Source organism: Streptacidiphilus sp. EB129 (genome assembly GCF_041262645.1).
GTDB lineage: Bacteria > Actinomycetota > Actinomycetes > Streptomycetales > Streptomycetaceae > Streptacidiphilus.
The window spans coordinates 341,716-365,453 of record NZ_JBGCCS010000002.1 but is presented as its reverse complement, the minus strand read 5'-3'; the positions used below and the strand labels follow the sequence as shown (position 1 = coordinate 365,453).

Sequence of the window (23,738 nt, the reverse complement as noted above, 5' to 3'; positions counted from 1 at the left end):
GCCTCTTCTCTAGCTCGACGAGCTGTCGTACCAGGGTCAACATCCAACCAGGCCGAAAACGTTCCCGCTCGCGGCTTTTCTTTTGTGACGCCTCGGGACTGCGGATCGGTCGGTCCGGCTGTTGAGCCGGGTCGTGGGGTGGAGACGGCGGGGACGGCTGTGTCGCTGCCGCTTGGACCGTTGGGGCTGGTGTCCTGGTGGACTTCTTGTTGGATAAGGACGTGCCCCAACTCCGAATGGTTCATGCCTGCTGCCGACTATGGCATCCGCGCCACCCGTCCGAGTTATCGAACGAGCGTACGAGTTGCGCGTAGCATAAGCGGCCAGCAGGTCGGAGCAGAAGCCCCAGCCCACACACCGGTAGCCTGCAACCCGGCAGCATTGACGCCATGGTGCACTGGTCCCCCGACCAGGATCCAGGGAAAGAGCCCGTGTTCGCGCTCCGCGTAGCGCCGGAACGCCCCGAGAACGAGCGAGAACGAGGAGTAGTACGCGCGTGACCGCCGAAACGACCGTGCAGACCGCAGCCCTCCGAGGCGGCGGAGGATCCAGCAACGACGGCTCCAACTACACCGCACGGCACCTCCTTGTCCTCGAAGGACTGGAGGCCGTCCGCAAGCGGCCGGGCATGTACATCGGCTCCACCGACAGCCGCGGCCTGATGCACTGCCTCTGGGAGATCATCGACAACTCCGTCGACGAGGCCCTGGCCGGCTACTGCGACCACATCGAGGTGTTCCTGCACGCGGACAACTCGGTCGAGGTCCGCGACAACGGGCGCGGCATCCCGGTCGACGTCGAGCCCAAGACCGGGCTGTCCGGGGTCGAGGTGGTGATGACCAAGCTGCACGCCGGCGGGAAGTTCGGCGGCGGCTCCTACGCGGCCTCCGGCGGTCTGCACGGTGTCGGCGCCTCCGTGGTCAACGCGCTCTCGGCCCGGCTGGACGTCGAGGTCGACCGGGCCGGCCACACCCACGCCATCAGCTTCCGGCGCGGCGCTCCCGGCGTCTTCGCCGGCGCGGGCGCGGACGGCGACTTCACTCCGGCCAAGGGCACGGAGGGCGGCCTGAGCAAGGTCCGCAAGGCGCCCCGCGGCCGCACCGGTACCCGGATCCGCTACTGGGCGGACCGGCAGATCTTCCTCAGGGAAGCCCGGCTCTCGCTGGAGAACCTGCACGCCCGCGCGCGGCAGACGGCCTTCCTGGTGCCCGGTCTGACCATCGTGGTCCGCGACGACCGCGCCGTGGACGGCGCGCCGACCGACGAGCAGACCTTCCGCTTCGACGGCGGCATCGCCGAGTTCTGCGACTTCCTGGCCCCCGACAAGGCGGTCTGCGACACCCTGCGACTGCAGGGCCAGGGCACCTTCAAGGAGACGGTGCCGGTCCTGGACGAGCTCGGGCACATGACGCCCACCGAGGTCACCCGCGAACTCGGCGTGGACATCGCGCTGCGCTGGGGCACCGGCTACGACACCACGCAGCGCTCCTTCGTCAACATCATCGCCACGCCCAAGGGCGGTACCCACGTCGCCGGGTTCGAGCGCTCGCTGACCAAGACCATCGGCGAGGCTCTGCGCGCGGCCAAGCTGCTGCGGGTCGCCGAGGACGACGTCACCAAGGACGACGCGACCGAGGGCCTGACCGCGGTCATCACCGTCCGGCTGGCCGAGCCGCAGTTCGAGGGCCAGACCAAGGAGGTGCTCGGCACCTCCGCGGCGACCCGGATCGTCGCGGCCGTGGTGGCCAAGGAGCTCAAGGCCTTCCTCACCTCGACCAGGCGCGACGACAAGGCCCAGGCCCGCGCGGTCATGGAGAAGGTGGTCGCGGCCGCGCGCACCCGGGTCGCGGCCCGCCAGCACAAGGACGCCCAGCGCCGGAAGACCGCGCTGGAGACCAGCTCGCTGCCGGCCAAGCTGGCCGACTGCCGCAGCGACGACGTGGACCGCAGCGAGCTGTTCATCGTCGAGGGGGACTCCGCGCTCGGCACTGCCAAGGTCGCCCGCAACTCGGAGTTCCAGGCGCTGCTGCCGATCCGCGGCAAGATCCTCAACGTTCAGAAGGCGTCCGTCTCGGACATGCTGAAGAACACCGAGTGCGCCGCGATCATCCAGGTCATAGGGGCCGGCTCGGGCCGGACCTTCGACATCGACCAGGCCCGCTACGGCAAGATCGTGCTGCTCGCGGACGCCGACGTCGACGGCGCGCACATCCGGACCCTGCTGCTCACCCTGTTCCAGCGCTACATGCGGCCCATGATCGAGGCCGGCCGGGTCTTCTCGGCGGTGCCGCCGCTGCACCGGATCGAGCTGACCAGCCCGCGCAAGGGCCAGGACAAGTACCTGTACACGTACTCCGACAGCGAGCTCCGGAACAGCCTGCTGGAACTGCAGCGCAAGGGGCAGCGCTGGAAGGAGCCGGTGCAGCGCTACAAGGGCCTCGGTGAGATGGACGCCGACCAGCTCGCGGAGACCACCCTGGACCCGCGGCACCGCACCCTGCGCCGGATCAACGTCGGCGACCTGGAAGCCGCCGAGCGGGTCTTCGACCTGTTGATGGGCAACGACGTGGCCCCGCGCAAGGAGTTCATCGTGGACTCGGCCGCGCTGCTGGACCGCTCCCGCATCGACGCCTGACCCAGAACGGCTGACCCAGAAGTGCTGACCCGGGGCTGACCCGCAGCGGTCGCCGAAGGCCCTCCACCTCAGGGTGGAGGGCCTTCTCCATCCGCCGGTCCACCCCGGCTCCGAGGTCGTGAGCTGCGCCGATCCGTACCTTCGGGAGTGCAGAAAGCAGCCGACACCCTTCGGAGCAGGCCATGAACAGCACCGCGAACGTCGCACTGATCGTCGTTGTCGTGATCTACGTCCTTGCCCGGCAGTTGCGGGCCCGGCAGATCACCGGTGACATCCGCCGGATGCTGGTCATCCCCGCCATCCTCGCGGTCATCGGCCTCAGGGACCAGCACCTGCTGGACCACGCCCACCAGACCACCTCGGCGGTACTGCTGGTCATCGGCATCGTGCTGGAGGTCGCCATGGGCTTCGCCTGGGGCTTCACCACCCGGATCTGGCGGGACGCGTCCGGGGCGGTCTGGTCCAAGGGCACCGTGGCCACCGCGGCCGCCTGGATCGGGATGCTGCTGGTCCGGGTGCTGCTCGCGGTGGTCGGGCGCGGCATGGGCATCCCGCTGAGCCAGGGCTCGATCATGCTCTCACTGGCCGCCCTGCTGCTGGTCCGTACCGCCGTGGTCACCTGGCGGGCCCGGGAACTCCAGCCGTCGTACGGTGTCCCTGCCGCAGGCTGACGGGTCGACAGGACCGGCGGGTCGACAGGACAGAAGGAACGTTGTGGACAAGTGGACGGACTGGCCCTCCCGGGAGGCACTCAACCGGGAGGGCCTCGCGCCGGCCCGGCAACGGGTGGGCGCGGCCGCGCGCTACCTCGGCCTCGGCGGGGCGGTGTTCGGCAGCCTCGCCTCGCACCATCCCGAGGGCGTCGCGCTGTGGCTGGTCCTCGCCGCGGCCGTCCTCGGGGTCTTCGGCCTCTGGGGCTTCCTGCACACCGTTCCGGCGATGCGCATGGGTGTCTCACTGGCCTGGCTGACGCTGATCCTGGCCCAGGGCCTGATCGCTGTCGTCAACGGAGTACCGGTGCTCGGGGTGATCTTCCTGTGCGGCATCGCCATGGCCGGCACCCAGCGGATGCCGCTGATCGCCGCCGTTCCGATGACCCTGCTGGCCACGCTGCTGTTCATGCTGCTGGTGCCGCAGCCCGAGTCCTGGGTGGCGAATGTGGCGATCATCTTCGGCCTCGGGGTGATGGGCTATGTGGTGCGACTGGACTGGGAGGGCCGCGCCACCACGCAGCGGCTGCTGGGCCAGGAGCGTGCCGCGCGGGTCGCCGAGGCGGAGTCCGCGGCGCTCGCCGAGCGGGCCAGGATCGCCCGTGAGATCCACGACGTCCTCGCGCACAGTCTGTCCGCCCAGCTGGTCCACCTGGAGGCGGCCCGGCTGATGCTGGACGCCGGCGCGGACCGGGCGCAGCTGCGCGAACGCATCGTCGCCGCCCGCCGGATGGCGCAGGACGGGCTGGCCGAGACCAGGCAGGCGCTGTCCGCGCTGCGCGGCGAGTTCGTTCCGGTCGGCGACTTCCTGGAGGCCGTCGCCAGGAACGAGGGGGCGGAGCTGGTGGTGGTCGGCGAGCCGCGCCCGCTGTCCGCGGAGGCCTCGGTGGCCGTGCGGCGCACCGCGCAGGAGGCGTTCACCAACGTGCGCAAGCACGCCCCCGGCGCTCCCTGTGCGATCCGGCTGTCGTACCTCGACGGTACGGTCGAGCTGGAGGTGCGGAACTCGGCGCCGCCGGGGGCCGTTGCGTCCGAACTCGCGGGCAGTGGCAGCGGCCTGGGGCTGCGGGGGATGCGCGAGCGGGCCGAACTGCTGGGCGGGTCCCTGGTCGCGGGCCCGGACCAGGACGGATTCCTGGTGCGCTTGAGCGTCCCTGCACCGTAGGGCCCGGGCCGCATAGGCTGGCCTGATGAGTGAGGACGCCGTACGGGTGCTGGTGGTGGACGACCAGACGGTCGTGCGCGAGGGGATTGTGATGCTGCTCGGCCTGCTGCCGGGCATCGAGGTGGTCGGCGCCGCCGCCGACGGGGAGGAGGCGGTCGAACTGGCCGCGGCGCGACAGCCGGACGTGGTGCTGATGGATCTGCGGATGCCCCGCTGCGACGGGGTGGAGGCGACCCGGCGGATTCGCGCGGCGCGACCGGAGACGGCGGTCGTGGTGCTGACCACGCACGCCGACGACGACTCGCTCTTCCCCGCGCTGGAGGCGGGTGCGCGCGGCTATCTGACCAAGGACGCCGGTGCGGAGGAGATCGCCCGGGCCATCACCGACGTTCGGGCGGGTGCGGCAGGCCTGTCCCCGCAGATCCAGGCGCGGCTGCTGGAGCGGATCTCCGGCTCCGCTGCCCCGGCCCGGACGCCGGACCCGTCCGCGACGCCGCCGTCCCCGACGCCGCCGGCAAGGACGGCGCCGTCGGCGGCATCGAATCCGGCGCAGTCAGGGGTGCCACTGCCGGACGGGCTGACGGTCCGTGAGGCGGAGGTGCTGTCGCTGATCGCGGACGGACTCTCGAACCAGGAGATCGCAGCGCGGCTGTTCGTCAGCATGGCGACGGTGAAGACGCACATCAACAACCTCTTCGCCAAGACCGGGGTCCGTGACCGGGCCCAGGCGGTCGGCTACGCCTACCGGCACGGACTGTCCGGGGGCAACCAGCAGGGCATCACCTGATGGAGTGAACGTCCGCACACCGGACCACGCGTCTGACGACCGCTCACCATGCTGGATGCGACGGGTGGGGTTGAAGAGGGGGCTCCCGTCACTCCATCGACGCGGGAGCACAGTTGTTGAGACATCGAGAACGCACGGACACGGTCGGCGGGGACGCGGCTGCGCCGCCGGCCGGTCGGGTGGAGGAGGGGGCGCCCGAACGCTTCGACTGGTGGGCCGCCCCGGCCCGGCGCGGAGCGTCGGAGCCGTCACGTACCGAGTCGTTGCAGCCCGAATCGTCGGAGCCTGAATCGTCGCAGCCGGAATCGCCGTACGGAGAGCCGTTGCAGGCCGAGCCGCCCTACGGGGTGCAGGCGGATTCGGCGGAGGGTGGGACTCCGTTCGCGGACTCGCCGCTGACGGTGGCGGTCGCCGAGTGGGTGTCGGGGCTATCCGTGGAGCCGGAGCCGGAGCCGGAGGAGGCGTCCGGGGCGGCGGGGCCGGTGCAGGAGCGGTACTCTTCCGCGCCGCCGACGGCCGCCGCCGAGGTCTACCGGCATGTCCAGGCAGGGGAGGAGTTCCAGGAGATCCGGCGCGAGTACCGCCGCTTCGTCTTCCCCGCCTGTGTGGCCTTTCTGACCTGGTACCTGCTCTACATCGTCGCCGCGGTCACGCTCCCGGGTCTGATGGGCCGACAGGTGGCCGGTCCGCTGAACGTCGCCTGGCTGCTCGGCCTGCTGCAGTTCGCCAGCACCTTCCTGATCACCGTGCTGTACGCGCGGCACGCGCGGGACCGCAGGGACCGGGCCGCGCTCGGCCTCCGCTGGGAGACCCAGGACCGGCTCCGATGACACCCTCCGCAGCTCTGCTGAACGCTCCACCGCTGCACGCCCGACTGCTGAACGCCCGACTGCTGAACGCCCCACTGCTGGAGGCACCTTCGTCGACCGCCCGGTTCACGGCCGCCGCTGTGGACGGTCACCGGAACCTGGCCACCGGTCTGTTCGTCGTGGTCGTGCTGGTGACCCTGGGGATCACCTTCTGGGCCGGGCGTCGCAGCCGCGCGGCCGAGGACTTCTACGCCGGGGGACGTGACTTCAGCCCTCTGCAGAATGGTTTCGCAATCTCCGGCGACTACATGTCGGCGGCCTCGTTCCTCGGCGTCACCGGGCTGATCGCGCTCTACGGATACGACGGCCTGCTCTACACCATCGGGTTCCTGGTGGCCTGGCTGGTGGTGCTGATGCTGGTGGCCGAGCTGGTCCGGAACTGCGGCCGGTACACCCTGGCGGACGTCCTGGCGCAGCGGATGCGGCAACGCCCGGTGCGTGCCGCGGCGGGCGTCTCCTCGGTCGTGGTGTCGCTGTTCTACCTGCTGGCGCAGATGGTGGGCGCCGGCAGCCTGGTGTCGCTGCTGCTCGGGCTGCACTCGGGGCAGGCGCGGGCCTGGGCGATCGTCGGGGTGGGGGCGCTGATGGTGGTCTATGTGACCGTCGGCGGGATGAAGGCCACCACCTGGATCCAGATCGTCAAGTGCGTGCTGCTGATCAGCGGCACGGCCGTGCTCTGCGTGCTGGTGCTGGTGCGCTTCCACGGCGACCTGGGCTCGCTGATGCGTTCCGCGGCGGCCGGCAGCGGCTACGGGGACCGCTATCTCGCGCCCGGCCTCAAGTACGGAGGCAGCGCCACCAACCGGCTGGACTTCGTCAGCCTGGGCCTGGCGCTGGTGCTCGGCACCGGGGGGCTGCCGCACATCCTCGGCCGCTTCTACACCGTGCCCACCGCGCGCGCCGCCCGGCGCTCGGCCATGTGGGCGATCGGACTCGTCGGCTCGTTCTACCTGATGACCATCGTGCTGGGGCTGGGCGCGGCGGCCCTGGTCGGCGCGTCCGCGGTCAAGGCGTCCAACGCCGCGGGCAACACCGCGGTGCCGCTGCTCTCCGAGGTGCTCGGTGGCGGGGCGGGCAGCAACGGGGGAGCGGTGCTGTTCGCGGTGACCTCGGCGGTGGCCTTCGCCACCATCCTGGCCGTCGTCGCCGGCCTCACCCTCGCCTCGTCGGCCTCGTTCGCCCATGACCTGTGGGCCCGGGCGTTCCGCCACCCGGACGAGGAGCCGCCCACCGAGCACGAGGAGGTGGTGGTCGCCAGGATCGCCGCCGTGGTCATCGGTGCCGTGGCCATCGTGCTCAGCCTGTACGCCCAGAAGCTCAACGTGGCGTTCCTGGTCGGCATCTCCTTCGCCGTCGCCGCGTCGGCGAACCTGCCGGCGCTGCTGTTCAACCTCTTCTGGCGGCGCTTCACCACTCGGGGCGCCACCTGGGCGATCTACGGCGGGCTGGTCCCGGCGCTGGTGCTGGTGGTGTTCTCGCCGGTGGTCTCCGGCACTCCGGCCTCGATCGTCACCGGCGTCGACTTCCACTGGTTCCCGCTGGAGAACCCGGGGATCGTCTCCATCCCCTGCGGCTTCTTCTTCGGCTGGCTGGGCACGGTCAGCTCGCGGGAGCGGGCCGATCCGGACGCCTACGCGGAGCTGGAGGTGCGCTCGCTGACCGGGGCCGGCGCGGTGTGACCCGGTGCGCTGTACGACCCGATGCGACCGGAGGAGCGGCGGGCGAGAGCCCGACAGGTGTGCCGACACGCTAATGCCTCCGGGCGCGACGGGGGAGGCGCGCCCGGAGGCATATCCAGGGTAACTCCTGCGGACAGGGTTCCGTGGGCAGTTCAGGTGTGCAGACCGCGTCAGGAACCGGAATTGCGTCACCGCCCTGACGAATGCACTGGTGGGGGCGGTGATGTGGCGTTCACCTCACTGTCACCCGGCAGCCATGGACGCTTCCGTCGGCAGGTGTTGCGGCGGGTGTTGCGGGCCGGGAGTTCTGCTCGTTCTGCGCACCGGGACAGGGGTAGGCAAAGCCATCCTTACCAGGCACAATCTCCGAGACGCGGGCACGGCCAACCGGCCGGCCGCAGACCCGGGAGGAGGCGTTCATGAGGCTGCGCGGCACGCGCCACCGCCTCTCCACCCGGATCCTCGCCGGGCAGCTGGCCATCCTGGGCATCACCAGCGTGATCGGGTTCCTGCTGTTCGCGGTGGCCCAGAGGTCCCAGCTGGACCACGAGTACGAGCAGCGGGCGCTGGCCATCGCCCAGATCACGGCCGCCGAACCGCAGATCCGCAGCGCCATGGAGTACGGCGACTCCGGCGCGGCGGTGCAGAGCGTGGCAAGCCGGGTCAGGCAGTCCTCGGGTGCCCTCTACGTGGTGGTCATCGACCTGCACGGGGTGCGGCACTCGCATCCGGACCCCGCCCTGATCGGCAAGGCGGTCGAGGAGCCGATCGCGGTCCTCGGCGGCCGGACCTACACCGGCATCGACGACGGTGTGACCGGCCGTTCCGCCAACGGCAAGGCCCCGCTCTACGGTCCGTCCGGGGCGCTGGTCGGTGAGGTCTCGGTCGGCATCGCCGAGAAGCACGTGGTGGAGCAGTTGCTGCGGGAGCTGCCCAGCTTCGGCCTGTACGCCTCGATCGCGCTGGCCGTGGGCGCCGTCGCGTCCTATGTGCTGGCTCGCAGGCTCAAGCGCAGTACCTTCGGCCTGGAGCTGGAGGAGATCGCCGGTCTGCTGCAGGACCGCGAGGCGATGCTGCACGGGATCAGGGAGGGCGTGGTCGCGCTCGACCCCCAGGGCAGGATCAGCGTGGTCAACGACGAGGCCAGGCGGCTGCTCGGGCTGGGCACGGCGCTCGGGTCCCGGCTGGACGAGGTGCTGCCGGAGGGCCGTCTGCTGCGGGCCCTGGACGGCAGCCTGGTCGGCGACGACCTCACCGTGCTGACCGACAGCCACTGCCTGGCGGTGAACCGGATGCCGGTGGTGCTGCACGGCCGGGAGCTGGGCGCGGTCGTCACGGTGCGGGACCGCACCGAGCTGATCGGACTGCTGCGCGAGCTGGACTCGGTGCGCGGCCTGACCGACGCGCTGCGGGCGCAGCAGCACGAGTTCGCCAACCGGATGCACACCCTGGCCGGGCTGCTGGAGCTGGGCGAGCAGGAGTCCGCGCTGGAGTACGCCGTCGAACTCGGTTCGGCCGAGCGGCTGCTGGCCGAGTCGGTGCGGACCAGGGTGGGCAACCCGCTGCTGGTCGGCATGATCGTCGCCAAGACCACGGTCGCCGCCGAGCGTGGCGTGCGGCTGGAGCTCACCGAGGACTCGCTGCTCGGCGACCGTCCGGCGCACCTGCGGCGGCTGCTGACGATCGTCGGCAACCTGCTGGACAACGCGGTGGACGCGGCGGCCGGCGGTGACGGTCCCGGGCTGGTCGCGCTGACGCTGCGCGAGGATCCGGCGCGGATCACCGTGCGGGTCGCCGACACCGGCCCCGGCGTGCCCGAGGGCGCCCTTGAGTCGATCTTCGAGGACGGCTGGTCCACCCGCCCGGACCGGGGCACCGCGCGCCGGGGCCTGGGACTGGCGCTGGTGCACCGGCTGGTGCAGCGCAACGGGGGCGCGGTGACGGTCACGGCGGGCCCCGGTGCGGTCTTCGAGGTCCGGCTGCCCCTCCCCGACGTCCGGCCGGTACCGGCCGACGCGGGCTGGCTGACCGGGCTCCCGCCGCTGGTCGGTGCCGCGGACAGGGGCGACCGGTGATCCGTACCCTGGTCGTGGACGACGACTTCCGGGTCAGCAACATCCATGCCGCCTACGTGGGAAAGGTGCCCGGCTTCACCGTGGTCGGTCAGGCGGCGAGCGTCGCCGAGGCGCTGGAGGCGGTCGGGGCCCTGCGCCCGGACCTGCTGCTGCTGGACATCTTCCTGCCCGACGGCAGCAGCCTGGAGCTGCTGCGGCGGCTGATCAGCGAGAGCGAGGCGGCCGGCGGGCGCCCGGACGCGCTGATGATCACTGCGGCCCGGGATGTCGCGACGGTGCGCGAGGCGATGCGGCTGGGCGCCGTCGGCTACCTGGTGAAGCCGTTCGGGTTCACGGCGCTGCAGGAGCGGTTGACGGCCTATCAGGAGCTGCGCAGCCGGATGGAGGCGCTGGGCGAGGCGACCGAGACGGACCAGGCCGAGGTGGACGCGCTGTTCCAGGCGGGACGCCCGGCCCCGTTGCCGGCCCCGCTCCCCGCGAAGGGCCACTCGGCGCCCACCCTGGCGCTGGTCCGCGAGGCCGTCCGGTCGGCGCGGCGGGACCTGTCGGCGGCGGAGGTCGCCGAGCTGACCGGGGTCTCCCGGGCGACGGCGCAGCGCTACCTGTCCTACCTGGTACGGGAGGGCGCCGCCCGGCTCGAACTGCGCTACGGGGCCACCGGCCGCCCCGAGCACCGCTACCGCGACGCCGGCTGAGCCGCGTCCGCTCCGGGTCGTCGAGCGCTGCCCGACGGTGCCGCGGTCACGGCGAAATTCGGTCAGAGCGGGGTGATCACGGTGGCGTCGAAGCGGTCCGGGTGGGTGGGGTCCTTGAGGCAGCTCGCGGCCCGGGCCGGCTCGGCGGCACTGCGCCGGACCTCGACCGCCCAGCGGCGGCCGTCCCCGTGCGTGACCGTCACCGACCACAGGTCGTGGGCGAGCTGCCGCTGGCCGAGGGTCAGCGCCTCGGCGGCGTCCTCACCGGTCAGCATGCGCACCGCCAGTTCGGCGGCCTGGCCCGGCCGGTCCCAGAAGGCGCGGCCCCGGGACCACTCGGGAACCATCCGCCCCTCCCGGGTCGCCTCCAGGATCTCCTTCGCCACCGGAGCGGACATCCGCCCGTAGGCGTAGCCGAAGGGGAGTACCAGCATGGTCGGGGCGAAGCGGTGTCCGCCCAGGTGGGTGACCTCCCAGACCTGGGCCTGGCCGCCGGCGGCCAGTTCGGCGGCGAGCGGCCGGCCCAGCAGGGCGCAGCAGCGGTCGCGCCGGCCGTTGGTGCACACCAGGGCGAGCGGGCCGGCTGTGTGCTCCGCGCCGACGCCGCCGTGGTCACCCGCCCCGAGGGCGTCGAAATCCAGGTCCAGCAGCTCGGCGGGGTCGGCCACGGTGAGCGAGCGCACCCAGGACAGGCCCGGCCGGGTGTGGCCGAGGTAGACCTGGCGGGTCGGGGTGGGCGGGCAGTCGGCATGCCGGCCGGGGCGCCGGATCAGTGCGATGCGCAGGCCGGTGGAGTGGGTGCGGTCCTCCAGGGCCTGGCCGAGGGCCGGGTCGAGGTGGCTCTGCGTCAGCGCCTCCGCACCCCAGGGGCCCGACTGCTCCAGCAGCAGCCAGGTGGCCCCTGGAGCGGCGGTTCCGCTCAGGGGCTCGGTCAGTTCCCTGGAAAGGGCGGTGCAGGTGCTCACGCGAGCAAGGTTAGCCTTACCGGACCCGCAGCGGGTTACGGATCAGCGTCCACTGGTCTCCGGCCGGCCCGCCGTCCAGGCGCATCCGGCACAGCGCCTTCACCGGCAGCGGCTGCTCCAGCAGGGCGCGGCGGTCGCCGTCGGTCAGCACGCCGGCCGCATCGGAGGCGGCGTCGGCGACCGTCGTCCACAGGGCGTCCTCGACGCCCCGGTCGCCGCCGCCGAAGGCGGAGACCAGGCTGCTGAGGGAACCGCCGACCAGCGAGCCGAACAGCTTGCGACGCAGCACCGCCGGATCGTCGTCGAGGATGCGGCTGCCCAGCCGCGCGGTGCCGATCCCGACGGCGGACAGCCGGGCCGGGCTCACCCGGATGTCGGCCAGGTCCCGGTAGACCAGCCGTCGCGGCCGGTCGTCGCGGTCCAGCACCACCAGCAGGTTCTGTCCGTGCGCCTCCAGGGCCACGCCCCAGGCCAGCAGGCGCAGCAGCGGCGGCCAGACCAGCCTGGCCAGCAGGCCCAGCCAGGCCACCCGGTCGCCGGTGCCGGGCAGCGGCGGCACCGCCAGCGCCGCCAGCGGCACCACCCGCTCGTCCGGTCCCGCGTGCAGCTCCGGCGACTCCCGCAGCAGCACCGCCAGATCGGGGCTGAGCGCACCGCCCACCAGGGCGCTCGCCGCGGCCAGGTTGCGGGTGACCGACAGCGCGCCGCCGAGCCGCCCGGTCACCGCCACCAGCAGCTCGGACAGCGTCACGCTGTCCAGCACCGAGCCGCCGGAGATGTCCCGCACCGAGGAGGTCATCCGCAGCGACAGCGCGGTCTTCAGATGCGGGCCGCCGGTTACCGGGGCCAGGGTGCGCACCGCCATCAGCGGCCGGGCGGGCAGCAGCCCGGCCTCGGCCTGCCCGGCCTCGGACAGGCCGAGGCCGGGCAGCACCACCCTGGCCTGCCACGGGTGCACCGGCAGCAGCACCCGGCCCCGGCCGTCCCGCAGGGTGTCCGGCCAGTCGCCGACGACCGCGCAGTGCGTCGCCGGCAGCGCCACCGTCCGAAGGTCCACCACCGGACGGTGCTCCGGGGCATAGGCGAGCTGGTCGGCGACGGTGAAGCCGGGCCGGCTGCGGCAGCACGGGTGGTAGGGATGGCCGTCCACCACGCTCTGCTCGTAGGCGACCAGGTCGCGGCCGGTCCGGGGGGACGCCCCGGCCCGGGACAGTGCCAGCGACGCGACGCTGTGGTCCAGCTCGGCGACCAGACCCGCGCCGCCGGGCAGGGCCAGATCGGCCAGCAGCGCGGCCGGGTGGCTGTACTCGCGGCCGTCCAGACGCAGTGTCAGCTCGTCCTTGGGCGCGCCCACGTCGTAGGCACGCAGGTCCGGTCCGTTCAGGCGGCGGCCGGCGGTGCCGGGCAGGTCCTCGAACCGCAGCGAGCGGTACAGCCGGGCCAGCACGGCGGCCCGTGCCCCCGGCAGCGCCTCCCGGTAGGGCTCGACCAGCGACGGGCGGACTACGTGCAGTTCGGCCTCGAACGATGCCTCCAGCGGACGTGTGTGACCCTGCGGACGGTGGGGGACGCGCCCCCTGGGGCGTGGATCGGAGTGCATGAGGAACGTCATACCCCAGGTTGATGACGGATCATGGCAGCAGGCGTGCCCGTGCGGGCGTGCGGACCGGGACGGCGGCGAGAGGGCGACGGCATGACCAAGCGCGGGGGCGTGACCGAGTGCGAGCAGCAGGCGGATGTCCTGGCGATGACGGGGCTGCTCAACTGCGTCGTCCGCGAGCTGGCGGTGCCCGGGCCGGGGCCGGAGGGGGCGTCCGACGGGTCCTCGCTGCGGCTTCCGGCCTCGGGGCGGACGATCCGGGTCGGGCCGGGGCGCTGGCCGTCCGCGCCCGCGCTGGAGACGCCGCAGGGCCCGCTGCCGCTGACCCTGGCCGGGCTGGTCGACGTCGCCGAGGGTGAGCTGCGGGCGCGGACCGGGGTGGACAACACCACCCTGACCGACGAGATCGCCGACAGCCGCGAGGTGATCGCCGCACTGCTGGCGGCCCGGGAGCGGGCCCGGCCCGCCGCCGACCTCTACCTGCGCTCGGAGCAGGCGCTGGTCGCCGGACACCGCTACCACCCGGCCGCCAAGACCCGGGGCGGTGGCCCGCCGGCCGGCTGGCTGCCGTACGCACCGGAGGCCTACGCGTCCTTCCCGCTCAGGCTGCTCGGTGTGCGGGAGGACCTGCTGGCGGGTGCGGGCGACACCGCCGTGCTGGACGAGCTGTGGGGGGACCGGCCTCCGCAGGGCTACCGGGTGCTGCCCGCGCACCCCTGGCAGCTGGAGCTGATCGCGGAGGACCCGGCCCTGCGGGGGCGGCTGTGGGAGGACGACCGGCTGCTGGACCTCGGCCCGACCAGGGAGCGCGCCTGGGCGACCTCCTCGGTGCGGACGGTCCACCTGCCGGACGCCGACCTGTCGCTGAAGTTCAGCCTGGACGTGCGGATCACCAACGACATCCGCCGGCTCTGGCTGCGCGACCTGCGCTGGCTCGCCCCGGTCGACGAGGTGGTCGGCAAGGCCTTCGCAGACGCCCCGGCCGGGGCGGCCGTGCTGGCCGACCGGGGCCACCGTACCGCCGGTCTCGGAGGTATGGACGGCTACGAGGCGCTGGCGGTGCTGGTGCGCCAGGGCATGGGTGCGGGACCCCGCCCGCAGCTGGCGGCCGGCCTCAGCGAGGGCTACTCGGGCAGCCCGCTGGACGGTCTGACCCCGGCCCGGGCCACCGCCTGGTGGCGCCGCTACCTGGAGCGGGTCGTGCCGCCGGTGCTGCACGCCTACCTGGAGCACGGCGTGGTGCTGGAGTGCCATCTGCAGAACGTCCTGGTCACCATGGACGAGGACGGCCTGCCGGGACGTGCGGTCTTCCGCGACCACGAGGGCGTCAAGCTGCTGGCCCACCGCCATGCCGAGCTGCTGGCGAGTCTCGGCCCGGACCTGCCCACCCCGGCCGTGGACGCCGCGCACGGCTGGCAGCGGCTGGTCTACTGCCTGGTGACGAACCATCTGCTGGAGATCGCCGGGGCGCTGCTGGAACGGCACCCCGCGCTGGCCGCCGACCTGTGGCCGACGGCCCGCGAGCTGTTCGCCCGCTACGCCGACCACGGCGAGGTCCGCGACCTGCTGGCGGCCCCGAGCATCCCGGCCAAGACCAACCTGCTGCTGCGCTGGACCGGGGCGGACGGTGGCGACTCCACGTACGCCCCGCTGGCCAACCCGCTGGCCGCCCCGGCGCGCTGACGCCCGCGAACGGCGCGGTCCCGCAGTCGTCCGGCCGGGGCCGGGGGACTGCGGGACCGTGGTCGGGGGGCGTCGCTGCGGTGGTGCCGTGCGGTCAGGCCGGGCCGGCGACCGCGGCGATGGCCTTGGCCAGCGGGACGCCCGAGCCGTCACGGCGCGGATCGCGGCCGGGGAGTTCGGCCGGGGAGCCGTTGGCGGTCGCCGCCCGGGCCGGGGTGGGGCCGACCCAGGACAGGACCAGGACGTCCTCGCCCTTGAGGAAGCGCTGGCAGCGCACCCCGCCGGTGGCCCGCCCCTTGCGCGGGTACTGGTCGAACGGGGTGGCCTTCGCCGTCCCCAGGCCGAGCCCGTCCAGCGCCTCGGTCCCGCCCGCGACGGTCACCACGACGGCGTCGGCGGCCGGGTCCACCGCATGGAACGACAGCACCCGGGCCCCGGTGGCCAGCTTGATGCCGGCCATGCCTCCGGCCGGCCGGCCCTGCGGCCGGACCTGCCCCGCCTGGAACCTGAGCAACTGGGCATCGGAGGTGATGAACACCAGGTCCTCCTCGCCGGTGGTCAGCTCGACCGCGCCGACCAGCCGGTCGCCGTCCTTGAGGCCGATCACCTCGAACTCGTCCTTGTTCTCCGGCCAGTCCGGGACCACCCGCTTGACCACGCCCTGTTCGGTGCCCAGCGCCAGGCCGGGGGAGGACTCGTCCAGGGTGGTCAGGGCGAGCACCTGCTCGCCCGCGTCCAGCTTGAGGAACTCGGAGACCGGCGCGCCGCCGGACAGGGCGGGCGCGGTGGAGCTCGGCGGCAGCGACGGCAGGTCGATCACCGGCAGCCGCAGCACCCGTCCCAGCGTGGTGACCGCGCCGATGTCCGCCCGCGCGGTCGCCGCGACCGCCGAGACGATGACGTCGTGCCTGGTCCGGCCGGTGTCGGCGTCGACCGCCTGCACCGCGTCGGCGGTCCGGGCCAGCAGCCCGGTCGAGGACAGCAGGACCCGGCAGGGGTCGTCGGCGACCTCCAGCGGCACCGCCGCGGTGGGCACCGCGCCGGCCTCCAGCAGCACCGTGCGCCGTTCGGTCCCGAACTTCTTGGAGACCGCGCCCAGTTCGTCCGAGACCACCTTGCGCAGCACCGTGTCCGATTCGAGGATCTCGGTCAGCGCCTGGATCTCGGTGTGCAGACGGTCCTGCTCCGCCTCCAGTTCGACCTGGTCGAAGCGGGTCAGCCGGCGCAGCGGGGTGTCCAGGATGTAGACGGTCTGCGTCTCCGACAGCGAGAAGCGCTCCATCAGCCGTTCCTTGGCCTGGGCCGTGTTGTCGCTGCCCCGGATCACGGCGATGACCGCGTCGATGTCCAGCAGCGCCACCAGCAGGCCCTCGACCAGGTGCAGCCGCTCCTGACGCTTGCGGCGGCGGAAGTCGGAGCGCCGCCGGACCACTTCGAAGCGGTGGTCGACATAGACCTCCAGCAGCTCCTTGAGGCCCAGCGTCAGCGGCTGGCCGTCCACCAGGGCCACGTTGTTGATGCCGAAGGACTCCTCCATCGGCGTCAACTTGTAGAGCTGCTCCAGCAGCGCCTCGGGGACGAAACCGTTCTTCACCTCGATGACCAGCCGCAGACCGTGGCTGCGGTCGGTCAGGTCCTTGACGTCCGAGACGCCCTGCAGCTTCTTCGCGTTGACCAGGTCCTTGATCTTCGCGATGACCTTCTCGGGGCCGATGTTGTACGGAAGTTCCGTCACCACCAGGCCCTTGCGACGCGGGGTGACGTCCTCCACGGTCACCTTGGCGCGGATCTTGAAGGTGCCCCGGCCGCTCTCGTAGGCGTCCCTGATCCCGCTCAGGCCCACGATCCGCCCGCCGGTCGGCAGGTCGGGCCCGGGGACGAAGCGCATCAGGGTGTCCAGGTCGGCGGCCGGATGCCTGATCAGATGCCGGGCGGCGGCCACCACCTCGGCGAGGTTGTGCGGCGGCATGTTGGTGGCCATCCCGACCGCGATCCCGGTCGCGCCGTTGACCAGGAGGTTCGGGAAGGCGGCGGGCAGAACGCCGGGCTCCTGCTCGCTGCCGTCGTAGTTGGGCGTGAAGTCGACGGTGTCCTCGTCGATCGACTCCACCATCGCCATCGACGCCGAGGTCAGCTTGGACTCGGTGTAACGCATCGCGGCCGGCGGGTCGTCGTTGCCCAGCGAGCCGAAGTTGCCGTGTCCGTCGATCAGCGGGAGCCGCATGGAGAACGGCTGCGCCATCCGCACCAGGGTGTCGTAGATCGACGCGTCACCGTGCGGGTGGAGCCGGCCCATCACCTCGCCGACCACGCGGGCGCTCTTGACGTAGCCGCGTTCCGGACGCAGCCCCATCTCGTTGGCCTGGTAGAGGACCCGGCGGTGGACGGGCTTGAGCCCGTCACGGGCGTCGGGCAGGGCGCGTGAGTAGATGACCGAGTAGGCGTACTCCAGGAAGGAGCCCTGCATCTCGTCCACGACGTCGATGTCGAGGATGCGCTCCTCGAAATCCTCGGGCGGTGGGGTCTGCGAACTGCGGCGGGCCATCGCGGCGGGGCTCCCTTGCCATTTACGTCGGTCATCTTCGGGTACGGGCACCCCATTGTGGACCCTGCCACCGACAACCCCGTGACGCGGCCACGCTCGCAGCGAACAGAAGCACGCCCCGGTACCCCCGTTCGTTGGACCACAATGAGCGGACGCGGCATCCACGCACGGCCCGCGCACCACCCGAGCCACGACTCCAGTACGACGTCACGCACGACCCAGCACGCAGCAGCACCGACCGGAAGGACGACGAGCGGATGGCCCACCCGGCCCCCAGCCCCACCGACGGAACGCCCGCCAGCGCGGGTTTCCGCATCTCCGAGCACACTCTCGACAACGGCCTGCGGGTGGTGCTCTCCGAGGACCACCTGACGCCGGTCGCCGCCGTCTGCCTCTGGTACGACGTCGGCTCCCGCCACGAGGTCAAGGGCCGCACCGGCCTGGCCCACCTGTTCGAGCACCTGATGTTCCAGGGCTCCGCCTCGGTTCCGGGCAACGGCCACTTCGAGCTGGTCCAGGGCGCGGGCGGCTCGCTCAACGGCACCACCAGCTTCGAGCGCACCAACTACTTCGAGACCATGCCGGCCCATCAGGTCGAGCTGGCCCTGTGGCTGGAGGCCGACCGGATGGGCTCGCTGCTCTCCGCGCTCGACCTGACCGGTCTCGACAACCAGCGTGCAGTGGTCAAGAACGAGCGCCGCCAGCGCTACGACAACGTCCCCTACGGGACGGCCTTCGAGCGCCTGGTCGCGATGGCGTTCCCGGACGGCCACCCCTACCACCACACCCCGATCGGGTCGATGGCCGACCTGGACGCGGCGACCCTCGCCGACGCCCAGGACTTCTTCCGCACGTACTACGCGCCGAACAACGCGGTACTGTCCGTCGTCGGCGACATCGACCCGGAGCAGACCCTCGCCTGGATCGAGAAGTACTTCGGCTCGATCCCCGCGCACGACGGCAAGCGCCCGCCGCGCGACGGCAGCCAGGTGGTCCGGGACGGAGTGGCGCCGCTGCGCCAGCACCTGGTCGAGGAGGTCCCGTCGCAGGCGCTGATGGCCACCTACCTGCTGCCGCTGGACGGCACCCGTGAGGCGGACGCGGCCGACCTGGCGCTGACCATCCTCGGGTCGGGCGAGTCCAGCCGGCTCTACAACCGCCTGGTGCGGCGCGACCGCAGCGCGGTCACCGCCGGATTCGGGCTGCTGCGTCTGGCCGGTGCCCCCTCGCTGGGCTGGCTCGACGCCAAGACCTCCGGTGACGCCGCGATCGCCTCGGTCGAGGCCGCCGTCGACGAGGAGCTGGCCCGCTTCGCCGCCGAGGGTCCCACCCCCGAGGAGCTGGAGCGCGCCCAGGCGCAGATCGAGCGCGAGTGGCTCGACCGGCTGGACACCGTCGGTGGCCGGGCCGACGAACTGTGCCGCTACGCGGTGCTGTTCGGTGACCCCAAGCTGCTCGACTCGGCGCTGTCGAAGGTGCTCGACGTCACGGCGGAGGAGGTCAGGGCCGTCGCCGCGCGCTGTCTGACGCCCGGGAACCGCGCGGTGCTCACCTACGAGCCGGCCGCGCCCGACTCCGACACCGAGAACGACGACGCCGCCGCAGACGAGGACGTGAACGCGTGACCATCGCCCCGACCATGACGTTCCACCCCCGCCCGGAGCCGGGCGAGGCCACCCCCTGGGCCTTCCCCGCCCCCACCCGCGGCATCCTGCCCAACGGCCTGACCGTGCTGCGCTGCGACCGCCCCGGCCAGAAGCTGGTCGCCGTCGAACTGCTGCTCGACGCCCCGCTCGCCGCCGAACCCGCGGGCCAGGACGGGGTCGCCACCATCCTCGCGCGCTCCTTCTCCGAGGGCACCGAGAGCCTGAGCGCCGAGGAGTTCGCGGCCGAACTGGAGCGTGCCGGGGCCACCCTGGACGCCCACGCCGACCACACCACGCTGCGGCTCTCGCTGGAGGTCCCGGCCTCGCGCCTGGAGCGCGGCCTCACCCTGCTCGCCGACGCGGTCCGCGCCCCCGCGCTGCCGGCCGACGAGATCGAGCGGGTGGTCGCCAACCGTCTGGACGAGATCGTCCACGAACTCGCCAATCCCTCCCGCCGGGCCGCCTTCGCCCTCTACGGAGACCTGTTCGACGCTGCCGACCGGATCTCCCGTCCCCGCGCCGGGACCGCCGAGACCGTCAAGGGCATCGACCGCGACGCCGTCGCCGCCTTCTACGCGGCACATGTCCGTCCGGCCACCGCCACCGTGGTGATCGTCGGCGACTTCGCCTCCGTCGACTTCGACGCGGTGCTCGCCGCCACCCTCGGCGACTGGACCGGCAGCCCGGCCGAGGCCTCGGTCGCCGCGCCGGTCACCGCCGACGACCAGGGCCGCGTGATCATCGTCGACCGTCCCGGCTCGGTGCAGACCCAGCTGCTCATCGGCCGGATCGGCCCGGACCGGCACGACCCGGCCTGGGCCGCGCAGATCCTCGGCACCTACTGCCTGGGCGGCACCCTCACCTCTCGCCTGGACCGGGTGCTGCGCGAGGAGAAGGGCTACACCTACGGTGTCCGCGCCTTCGCCCAGCCGCTGCGCTCAGCCGCGGACGGCACCGGCAGGGCCATACTGGCGATCTCCGGTTCCGTCGACACCGAGTCCACCGCCCCGGCGCTCGCCGACACCTGGACCATCCTGCGCACCCTCGCGGCGGAGGGTCTGACCGACGAGGAGCGCGACATCGCCGTGCAGAACCTCGTCGGTGTCGCCCCGCTGCGCTACGAGACCGCCTCGGCGGTCTGCTCCACCCTGGCCGACCAGGTGGAGCAGTACCTGCCGGACGACTACCAGGCACAGGTCTACCGCCGCCTGGCGGAGACCACCACGGCCGAGGCCACCGCCGCCGTCGTCGCGGCCTTCCCGCCGGACCGCCTGGTCACCGTGCTGGTGGGGGACGCGTCGGTGATCGCCGCGCCGCTCAAGGACCTCGGCATCGGCGAGGTCACCGTCGTCCACGGCTGACGCCGCGGCAACCCGGCGGGCGGTGCCCCTCTCCGGAGCGGCACCGCCCGCCGGCCGCCGCAGGCCGACCAGCAGCGCGGCCCCCGCGCCCGCCGTGGCGACCAGTGCGGCGGTGCCGAAGACCGCGCCGGCGCCCAGACGGTCCGTCAGCACTCCGGCCGCGCCGGATCCCAGGGCCGCCCCGAGGTTGAAGGCGGTGTTCACCCAGGCCCCGGCCTCGGTGCGGGCACCCGCCGGGACCAGCAGATCGACCAGCAGGTACGCGGTGATCAGCAGGGTGTCCGTGCACGCCCCGGCAACGAACAGCGCCGCCGCCGCGCCCGGCAGCCCCCGCACCAGCGCGGGCACGGCGAAGCAGACCGCTGCCGCCGCGGCGAGCACCCACAACCGCCGCTGCGGTGACGCCCGCCGGCTCCGCCGTCCGTACAGCAGGCCGCCGCCCACCCCGCCGACGGAGAGCAGGCACAGCAGCAGCGGCAGCGTGAGCAGCCCGTACGAGAGCCGGGCCAGCAGGGCGGCGGCGAACGGGGCGCGGGCATGGGGCAGCGAGAGGACAGCGCGATAGCCGACGCTGCCCCCGACGGGGCGTGACATGGGATTCTCCAGATGTACCGCACAGGCGCCACAGCACAGGCGCACGGACAGGACGGATCAACGAGCGCCCGCCGGGCCGGCCTGGTGCGGCGCGGGGCGGCGGGTGCGGGGATCCGACTAGTGCGGTCCGGAGATGTGCATGGGCGCCAGGCTAGTGCTGCGCAGCCGTGAGCGGCCAGCGGTTTTCCGGAGAGAGGTTTCGACCGCTCCGATGTGACGCAGGTCACATCATCCTGTGAAATTTCTGGGGACCATCTCCCCGTTTAGCTGATTGACTCAACGAACCGGGGAGGAAATCCCCGGATCGACTATCCAGGCTCGTAGGTCTGTCCGGACTCGTACAGAGTTCGGGCTCGCAGCGAAAGGAGTGCACCCGTGGTCGCCACGGTCACCAGGGGCGGTACGCCCCGGCTGCGCGCCGATGCCACCCGCAACCGCGAGCGGATCGTCGCCGCGGCGCAGGAGGCGTTCATCGAGCTGGGTGCCGAGGCTCCGCTGGACGAGATCGCGCGCCGCGCGGGCATCGGTAACGCCACCCTCTACCGGCACTTCCCGGACCGTCGTGACCTGGTCCGCAGCGTGGTGCTGGCGGTGCTGAAGACGATGTCGGACGAGGCCGAGGCGATCAGCGCCGCGGCGCCGGACGCGTTCAGCGCTCTGGAGGGCTTCGTCCACGGGGCGGTCGAATGGAAGGTGGGTGCCCTGTGCCCCATGCTCTCTGAATGGATGGACCTGGGGGAGACCGAGATCCTGGCCGCCCGTGACCGCCTCGACGCCATCGTGGGCGCGGTCGTGGAGAGGGCACAAGCCGAGCACAGCCTCCGTACCGACGTCGGCCCCGGCGACATCATGATCATCGTGGCTCATATCGCCCGACCGCTGCCCGACACCAATCCGACCGAGCATCTCTCCTTCGTGCACCGGCACCTGCAGATCGTCCTCGACGGCCTGCGCACGCCGCAGCCGTCCGTTCTGCCGGGGCGGGCCGCGACCCTCGACGACCTGCGCGAGCGATGTGCCTCCGCCGGGGGCTCCAGCGCGGGTGACGACATCACGAAGAACACCATCGTGAAGCACGTAGCAACGAACCACGCAGTGACATCCACGTAGCGAACGCACCGAACCAGGTAGCGAATACACGACGGGCGATGACGCCCCGTCAGCCCTAGCTCCAGTCTGCCCACACAGTCACGGGAACCGCCATGCCCAGAACAGCATCAGCCAGCCCGGCCCTGACCGAGCCGGACCCCCAGCGCTGGAAGGCGCTCATCTTCATCGCCATCGCTCAGCTGATGGTCGTCCTCGACGCCACCGTCGTGAACATCGCCCTGCCGCACGCGCAGCTGGACCTGCACATCTCGGACGCCAACCGGCAGTGGGTCATCACGGCCTACAGCCTCGCGTTCGGCGGACTGCTGCTCTTCGGCGGACGCATATCCGACCTGTGGGGGCGTAAGCGCGCCTTCATCATCGGGCTGGTCGGCTTCGCGGCGGCCTCCGCCCTCGGTGGCGCGGCCGTGAACGAGGGCATGCTGCTCGGCGCCCGCGCGCTGCAGGGCGTCTTCGGCGCACTGCTCGCCCCGGCCGCCCTGTCCCTGCTCGCGGTGACCTTCACCGAGGCCAAGGAGCGTGCGCAGGCATTCGGCATCTTCGGCGCCATCGCCGGCGCCGGCGGCGCCGTCGGTCTGATCCTCGGTGGCGCGCTCACCGAGTACGCCAACTGGCGTTGGGCCCTGTTCGTCAACATCTTCTTCGCGGTGGTCGCCGCGGTCGGCGCGCTGCTGTTCATCAACGAGCGTGAGGGCGAGCGCAACCGCAACCGCCTCGACATCCCCGGTGTGCTGCTCGCCACCACCGGCCTGGTCTCCCTGGTCTACGGCTTCACCAAGGCGTCCACCCCGGGCGACGGCTGGGGCGCGCCCATCACCATCGGCATGTTCGTGGCCTCCGCCGTGCTGCTCGCCGCGTTCGTGCTGGTCGAGAGCAAGGTCAAGGCTCCGCTGCTGCCGCTGCGCGTCATCACCAACCGCAACCGCGGTGGCGTCTACCTGTCGCTGGGTCTCGCCGTGATCGGCATGTTCGGCCTGTTCCTCTTCCTGACCTACTACCTGCAGCAGGTCAAGGGCTACTCCCCGCTGATGACCGGTGTGGCGTTCCTGCCGATGATCGCCGGCATGATCACCGGTTCGACCCAGATCGGCGCCCGCCTGATGAACCGGGTCCCGGCCCGGCTGCTCATGGGCCCCGGCTTCCTGGTCGCGGCGACGGGCATGCTGATTCTGACCCAGCTCAAGGTCGACAGCTCCTACCCGGCGCTGCTGCTCCCCGGCTTCCTGCTGCTGGGCCTCGGCATGGGTACCGCGTTCATGCCCGCCATGAGCCTGGCCACCTACAAGGTGCAGGCGAAGGACGCGGGTGTGGCCTCGGCCATGATCAACACCTCGCAGCAGATCGGCGGCTCCATCGGCACCGCGCTGCTCAGCACCATCGCCGTCAACGCCACCACCAGCTTCCTTCAGTCGCACCACGGAAACCGGGCGCTGCTCGCCGAGGCCCAGGTGCACGGCTACGCCATGGCCATCTGGTTCGCGGTCGGCATCCTGGTGGTCTCCGCGCTGATCGCCTTCACGCTGGTCACCGCCGGGCGCGACGCCGTCGCCCCGCCGGCCGGCGGCGTCGGCGAGGAGATCGGCGAGGACTCGATCCCGGTCATCATTCACTGACGCCAG

The 23,738-nt window shown here is 72.3% G+C and carries 17 protein-coding genes; 14 read left to right on the top strand and 3 right to left on the bottom strand.

Annotated features, from left to right (window positions below; translation table 11 throughout):
• The first annotated feature begins 496 nt into the window (after positions 1 to 496).
• The 8 genes from ABH925_RS03840 (at position 497) to ABH925_RS03805 (ending at position 10,615) form a co-directional block, all read left to right on the top strand.
• The gene (locus ABH925_RS03840) at positions 497 to 2,635 is read left to right on the top strand and encodes a type IIA DNA topoisomerase subunit B (protein WP_370145332.1); all 2,139 of its coding nucleotides are present in this window, start codon (positions 497 to 499) and stop codon (positions 2,633 to 2,635) included.
• Positions 2,636 to 2,817: 182 nt separating this feature from the next.
• Positions 2,818 to 3,306, top strand: a complete 489-nt coding sequence (locus ABH925_RS03835; protein WP_370145331.1) for a DUF1453 domain-containing protein — start codon at positions 2,818 to 2,820, stop codon at positions 3,304 to 3,306.
• 43 nt (positions 3,307 to 3,349) lie between these two features.
• The gene (locus ABH925_RS03830; protein ID WP_370145330.1) at positions 3,350 to 4,510 is read left to right on the top strand and encodes a sensor histidine kinase; all 1,161 of its coding nucleotides are present in this window, start codon (positions 3,350 to 3,352) and stop codon (positions 4,508 to 4,510) included.
• A gap of 25 nt (positions 4,511 to 4,535) precedes the next feature.
• Positions 4,536 to 5,297: a response regulator gene (locus ABH925_RS03825; protein ID WP_370145329.1), complete on the top strand. Its 762-nt coding sequence runs from the start codon at positions 4,536 to 4,538 to the stop codon at positions 5,295 to 5,297.
• Positions 5,298 to 5,620: 323 nt separating this feature from the next.
• Complete coding sequence (locus ABH925_RS03820) at positions 5,621 to 6,127, top strand: DUF485 domain-containing protein (protein WP_370145328.1); 507 nt, start codon at positions 5,621 to 5,623, stop codon at positions 6,125 to 6,127.
• Positions 6,124 to 7,845: a cation acetate symporter gene (locus ABH925_RS03815; protein ID WP_370145327.1), complete on the top strand. Its 1,722-nt coding sequence runs from the start codon at positions 6,124 to 6,126 to the stop codon at positions 7,843 to 7,845. The genes ABH925_RS03820 and ABH925_RS03815 overlap by 4 nt, the downstream gene beginning before the upstream one ends.
• A 419-nt stretch (positions 7,846 to 8,264) precedes the next feature.
• On the top strand, positions 8,265 to 9,920 hold the full coding sequence (locus tag ABH925_RS03810; protein WP_370145326.1) for an ATP-binding protein: 1,656 nt from the start codon (positions 8,265 to 8,267) through the stop codon (positions 9,918 to 9,920).
• A complete protein-coding gene (locus ABH925_RS03805) occupies positions 9,917 to 10,615 on the top strand; it encodes a response regulator (RefSeq protein WP_370145324.1) in 699 nt (232 codons plus the stop codon). Before ABH925_RS03810 ends, ABH925_RS03805 begins: the two co-directional genes overlap by 4 nt.
• Positions 10,616 to 10,677: 62 nt before the next feature.
• On the opposite strand, the gene ABH925_RS03800 is transcribed toward ABH925_RS03805, so the two are convergent.
• Positions 10,678 to 11,580 carry a sucrase ferredoxin gene (locus tag ABH925_RS03800; protein WP_370145322.1) on the bottom strand — a complete coding sequence of 301 codons (903 nt, stop codon included), beginning with the start codon at positions 11,578 to 11,580 and terminating at the stop codon, positions 10,678 to 10,680.
• Positions 11,581 to 11,596: 16 nt separating this feature from the next.
• Entirely contained in the window at positions 11,597 to 13,180 is a 1,584-nt protein-coding gene (locus ABH925_RS03795) for an IucA/IucC family protein (protein WP_370145321.1), read from the bottom strand.
• Between the two features lie 93 nt (positions 13,181 to 13,273).
• Between ABH925_RS03795 and ABH925_RS03790 the strand changes: the two genes are divergently transcribed.
• Positions 13,274 to 14,863, top strand: a complete 1,590-nt coding sequence (locus ABH925_RS03790) for an IucA/IucC family siderophore biosynthesis protein (protein ID WP_370145319.1) — start codon at positions 13,274 to 13,276, stop codon at positions 14,861 to 14,863.
• A gap of 94 nt (positions 14,864 to 14,957) precedes the next feature.
• Here the strand turns inward: ABH925_RS03790 and ABH925_RS03785 are convergent, their stop codons facing one another.
• Complete coding sequence (locus tag ABH925_RS03785) at positions 14,958 to 17,408, bottom strand: DNA topoisomerase (ATP-hydrolyzing) subunit A (protein ID WP_370145317.1); 2,451 nt, start codon at positions 17,406 to 17,408, stop codon at positions 14,958 to 14,960.
• Between the two features lie 257 nt (positions 17,409 to 17,665).
• Between ABH925_RS03785 and ABH925_RS03780 the strand changes: the two genes are divergently transcribed.
• From ABH925_RS03780 to ABH925_RS03760, 5 genes are all read left to right on the top strand, one after another.
• Positions 17,666 to 19,033 carry a M16 family metallopeptidase gene (locus ABH925_RS03780; protein WP_370145315.1) on the top strand — a complete coding sequence of 456 codons (1,368 nt, stop codon included), beginning with the start codon at positions 17,666 to 17,668 and terminating at the stop codon, positions 19,031 to 19,033.
• Positions 19,030 to 20,415 (top strand): M16 family metallopeptidase, encoded by a 1,386-nt coding sequence (locus ABH925_RS03775; protein ID WP_370145313.1) that lies wholly within the window; start codon positions 19,030 to 19,032, stop codon positions 20,413 to 20,415. Before ABH925_RS03780 ends, ABH925_RS03775 begins: the two co-directional genes overlap by 4 nt.
• Positions 20,416 to 20,437: 22 nt before the next feature.
• Entirely contained in the window at positions 20,438 to 20,980 is a 543-nt protein-coding gene (locus ABH925_RS03770) for a hypothetical protein (RefSeq protein ID WP_370145312.1), read from the top strand.
• A gap of 404 nt (positions 20,981 to 21,384) precedes the next feature.
• The gene (locus ABH925_RS03765; protein WP_370145311.1) at positions 21,385 to 22,119 is read left to right on the top strand and encodes a TetR/AcrR family transcriptional regulator; all 735 of its coding nucleotides are present in this window, start codon (positions 21,385 to 21,387) and stop codon (positions 22,117 to 22,119) included.
• 92 nt (positions 22,120 to 22,211) lie between these two features.
• Positions 22,212 to 23,732, top strand: a complete 1,521-nt coding sequence (locus ABH925_RS03760) for an MFS transporter (RefSeq protein WP_370145310.1) — start codon at positions 22,212 to 22,214, stop codon at positions 23,730 to 23,732.
• Positions 23,733 to 23,738: the final 6 nt, after the last annotated feature.

Bases quoted from the DNA above. Each gene is read 5' to 3' on its own strand.
- ABH925_RS03835 (WP_370145331.1), top strand. From the start codon at position 2,818: ATGAACAGCACCGCGAACGTCGCACTGATCGTCGTTGTCGTGATCTAC.
- ABH925_RS03825 (WP_370145329.1), top strand. From the start codon at position 4,536: ATGAGTGAGGACGCCGTACGGGTGCTGGTGGTGGACGACCAGACGGTC.
- ABH925_RS03815 (WP_370145327.1), top strand. From the start codon at position 6,124: ATGACACCCTCCGCAGCTCTGCTGAACGCTCCACCGCTGCACGCCCGA.
- ABH925_RS03810 (WP_370145326.1), top strand. From the start codon at position 8,265: ATGAGGCTGCGCGGCACGCGCCACCGCCTCTCCACCCGGATCCTCGCC.
- ABH925_RS03795 (WP_370145321.1), bottom strand. From the start codon at position 13,180: ATGCACTCCGATCCACGCCCCAGGGGGCGCGTCCCCCACCGTCCGCAG.
- ABH925_RS03790 (WP_370145319.1), top strand. From the start codon at position 13,274: ATGACCAAGCGCGGGGGCGTGACCGAGTGCGAGCAGCAGGCGGATGTC.
- ABH925_RS03785 (WP_370145317.1), bottom strand. From the start codon at position 17,408: ATGGCCCGCCGCAGTTCGCAGACCCCACCGCCCGAGGATTTCGAGGAG.
- ABH925_RS03780 (WP_370145315.1), top strand. From the start codon at position 17,666: ATGGCCCACCCGGCCCCCAGCCCCACCGACGGAACGCCCGCCAGCGCG.
- ABH925_RS03760 (WP_370145310.1), top strand. From the start codon at position 22,212: ATGCCCAGAACAGCATCAGCCAGCCCGGCCCTGACCGAGCCGGACCCC.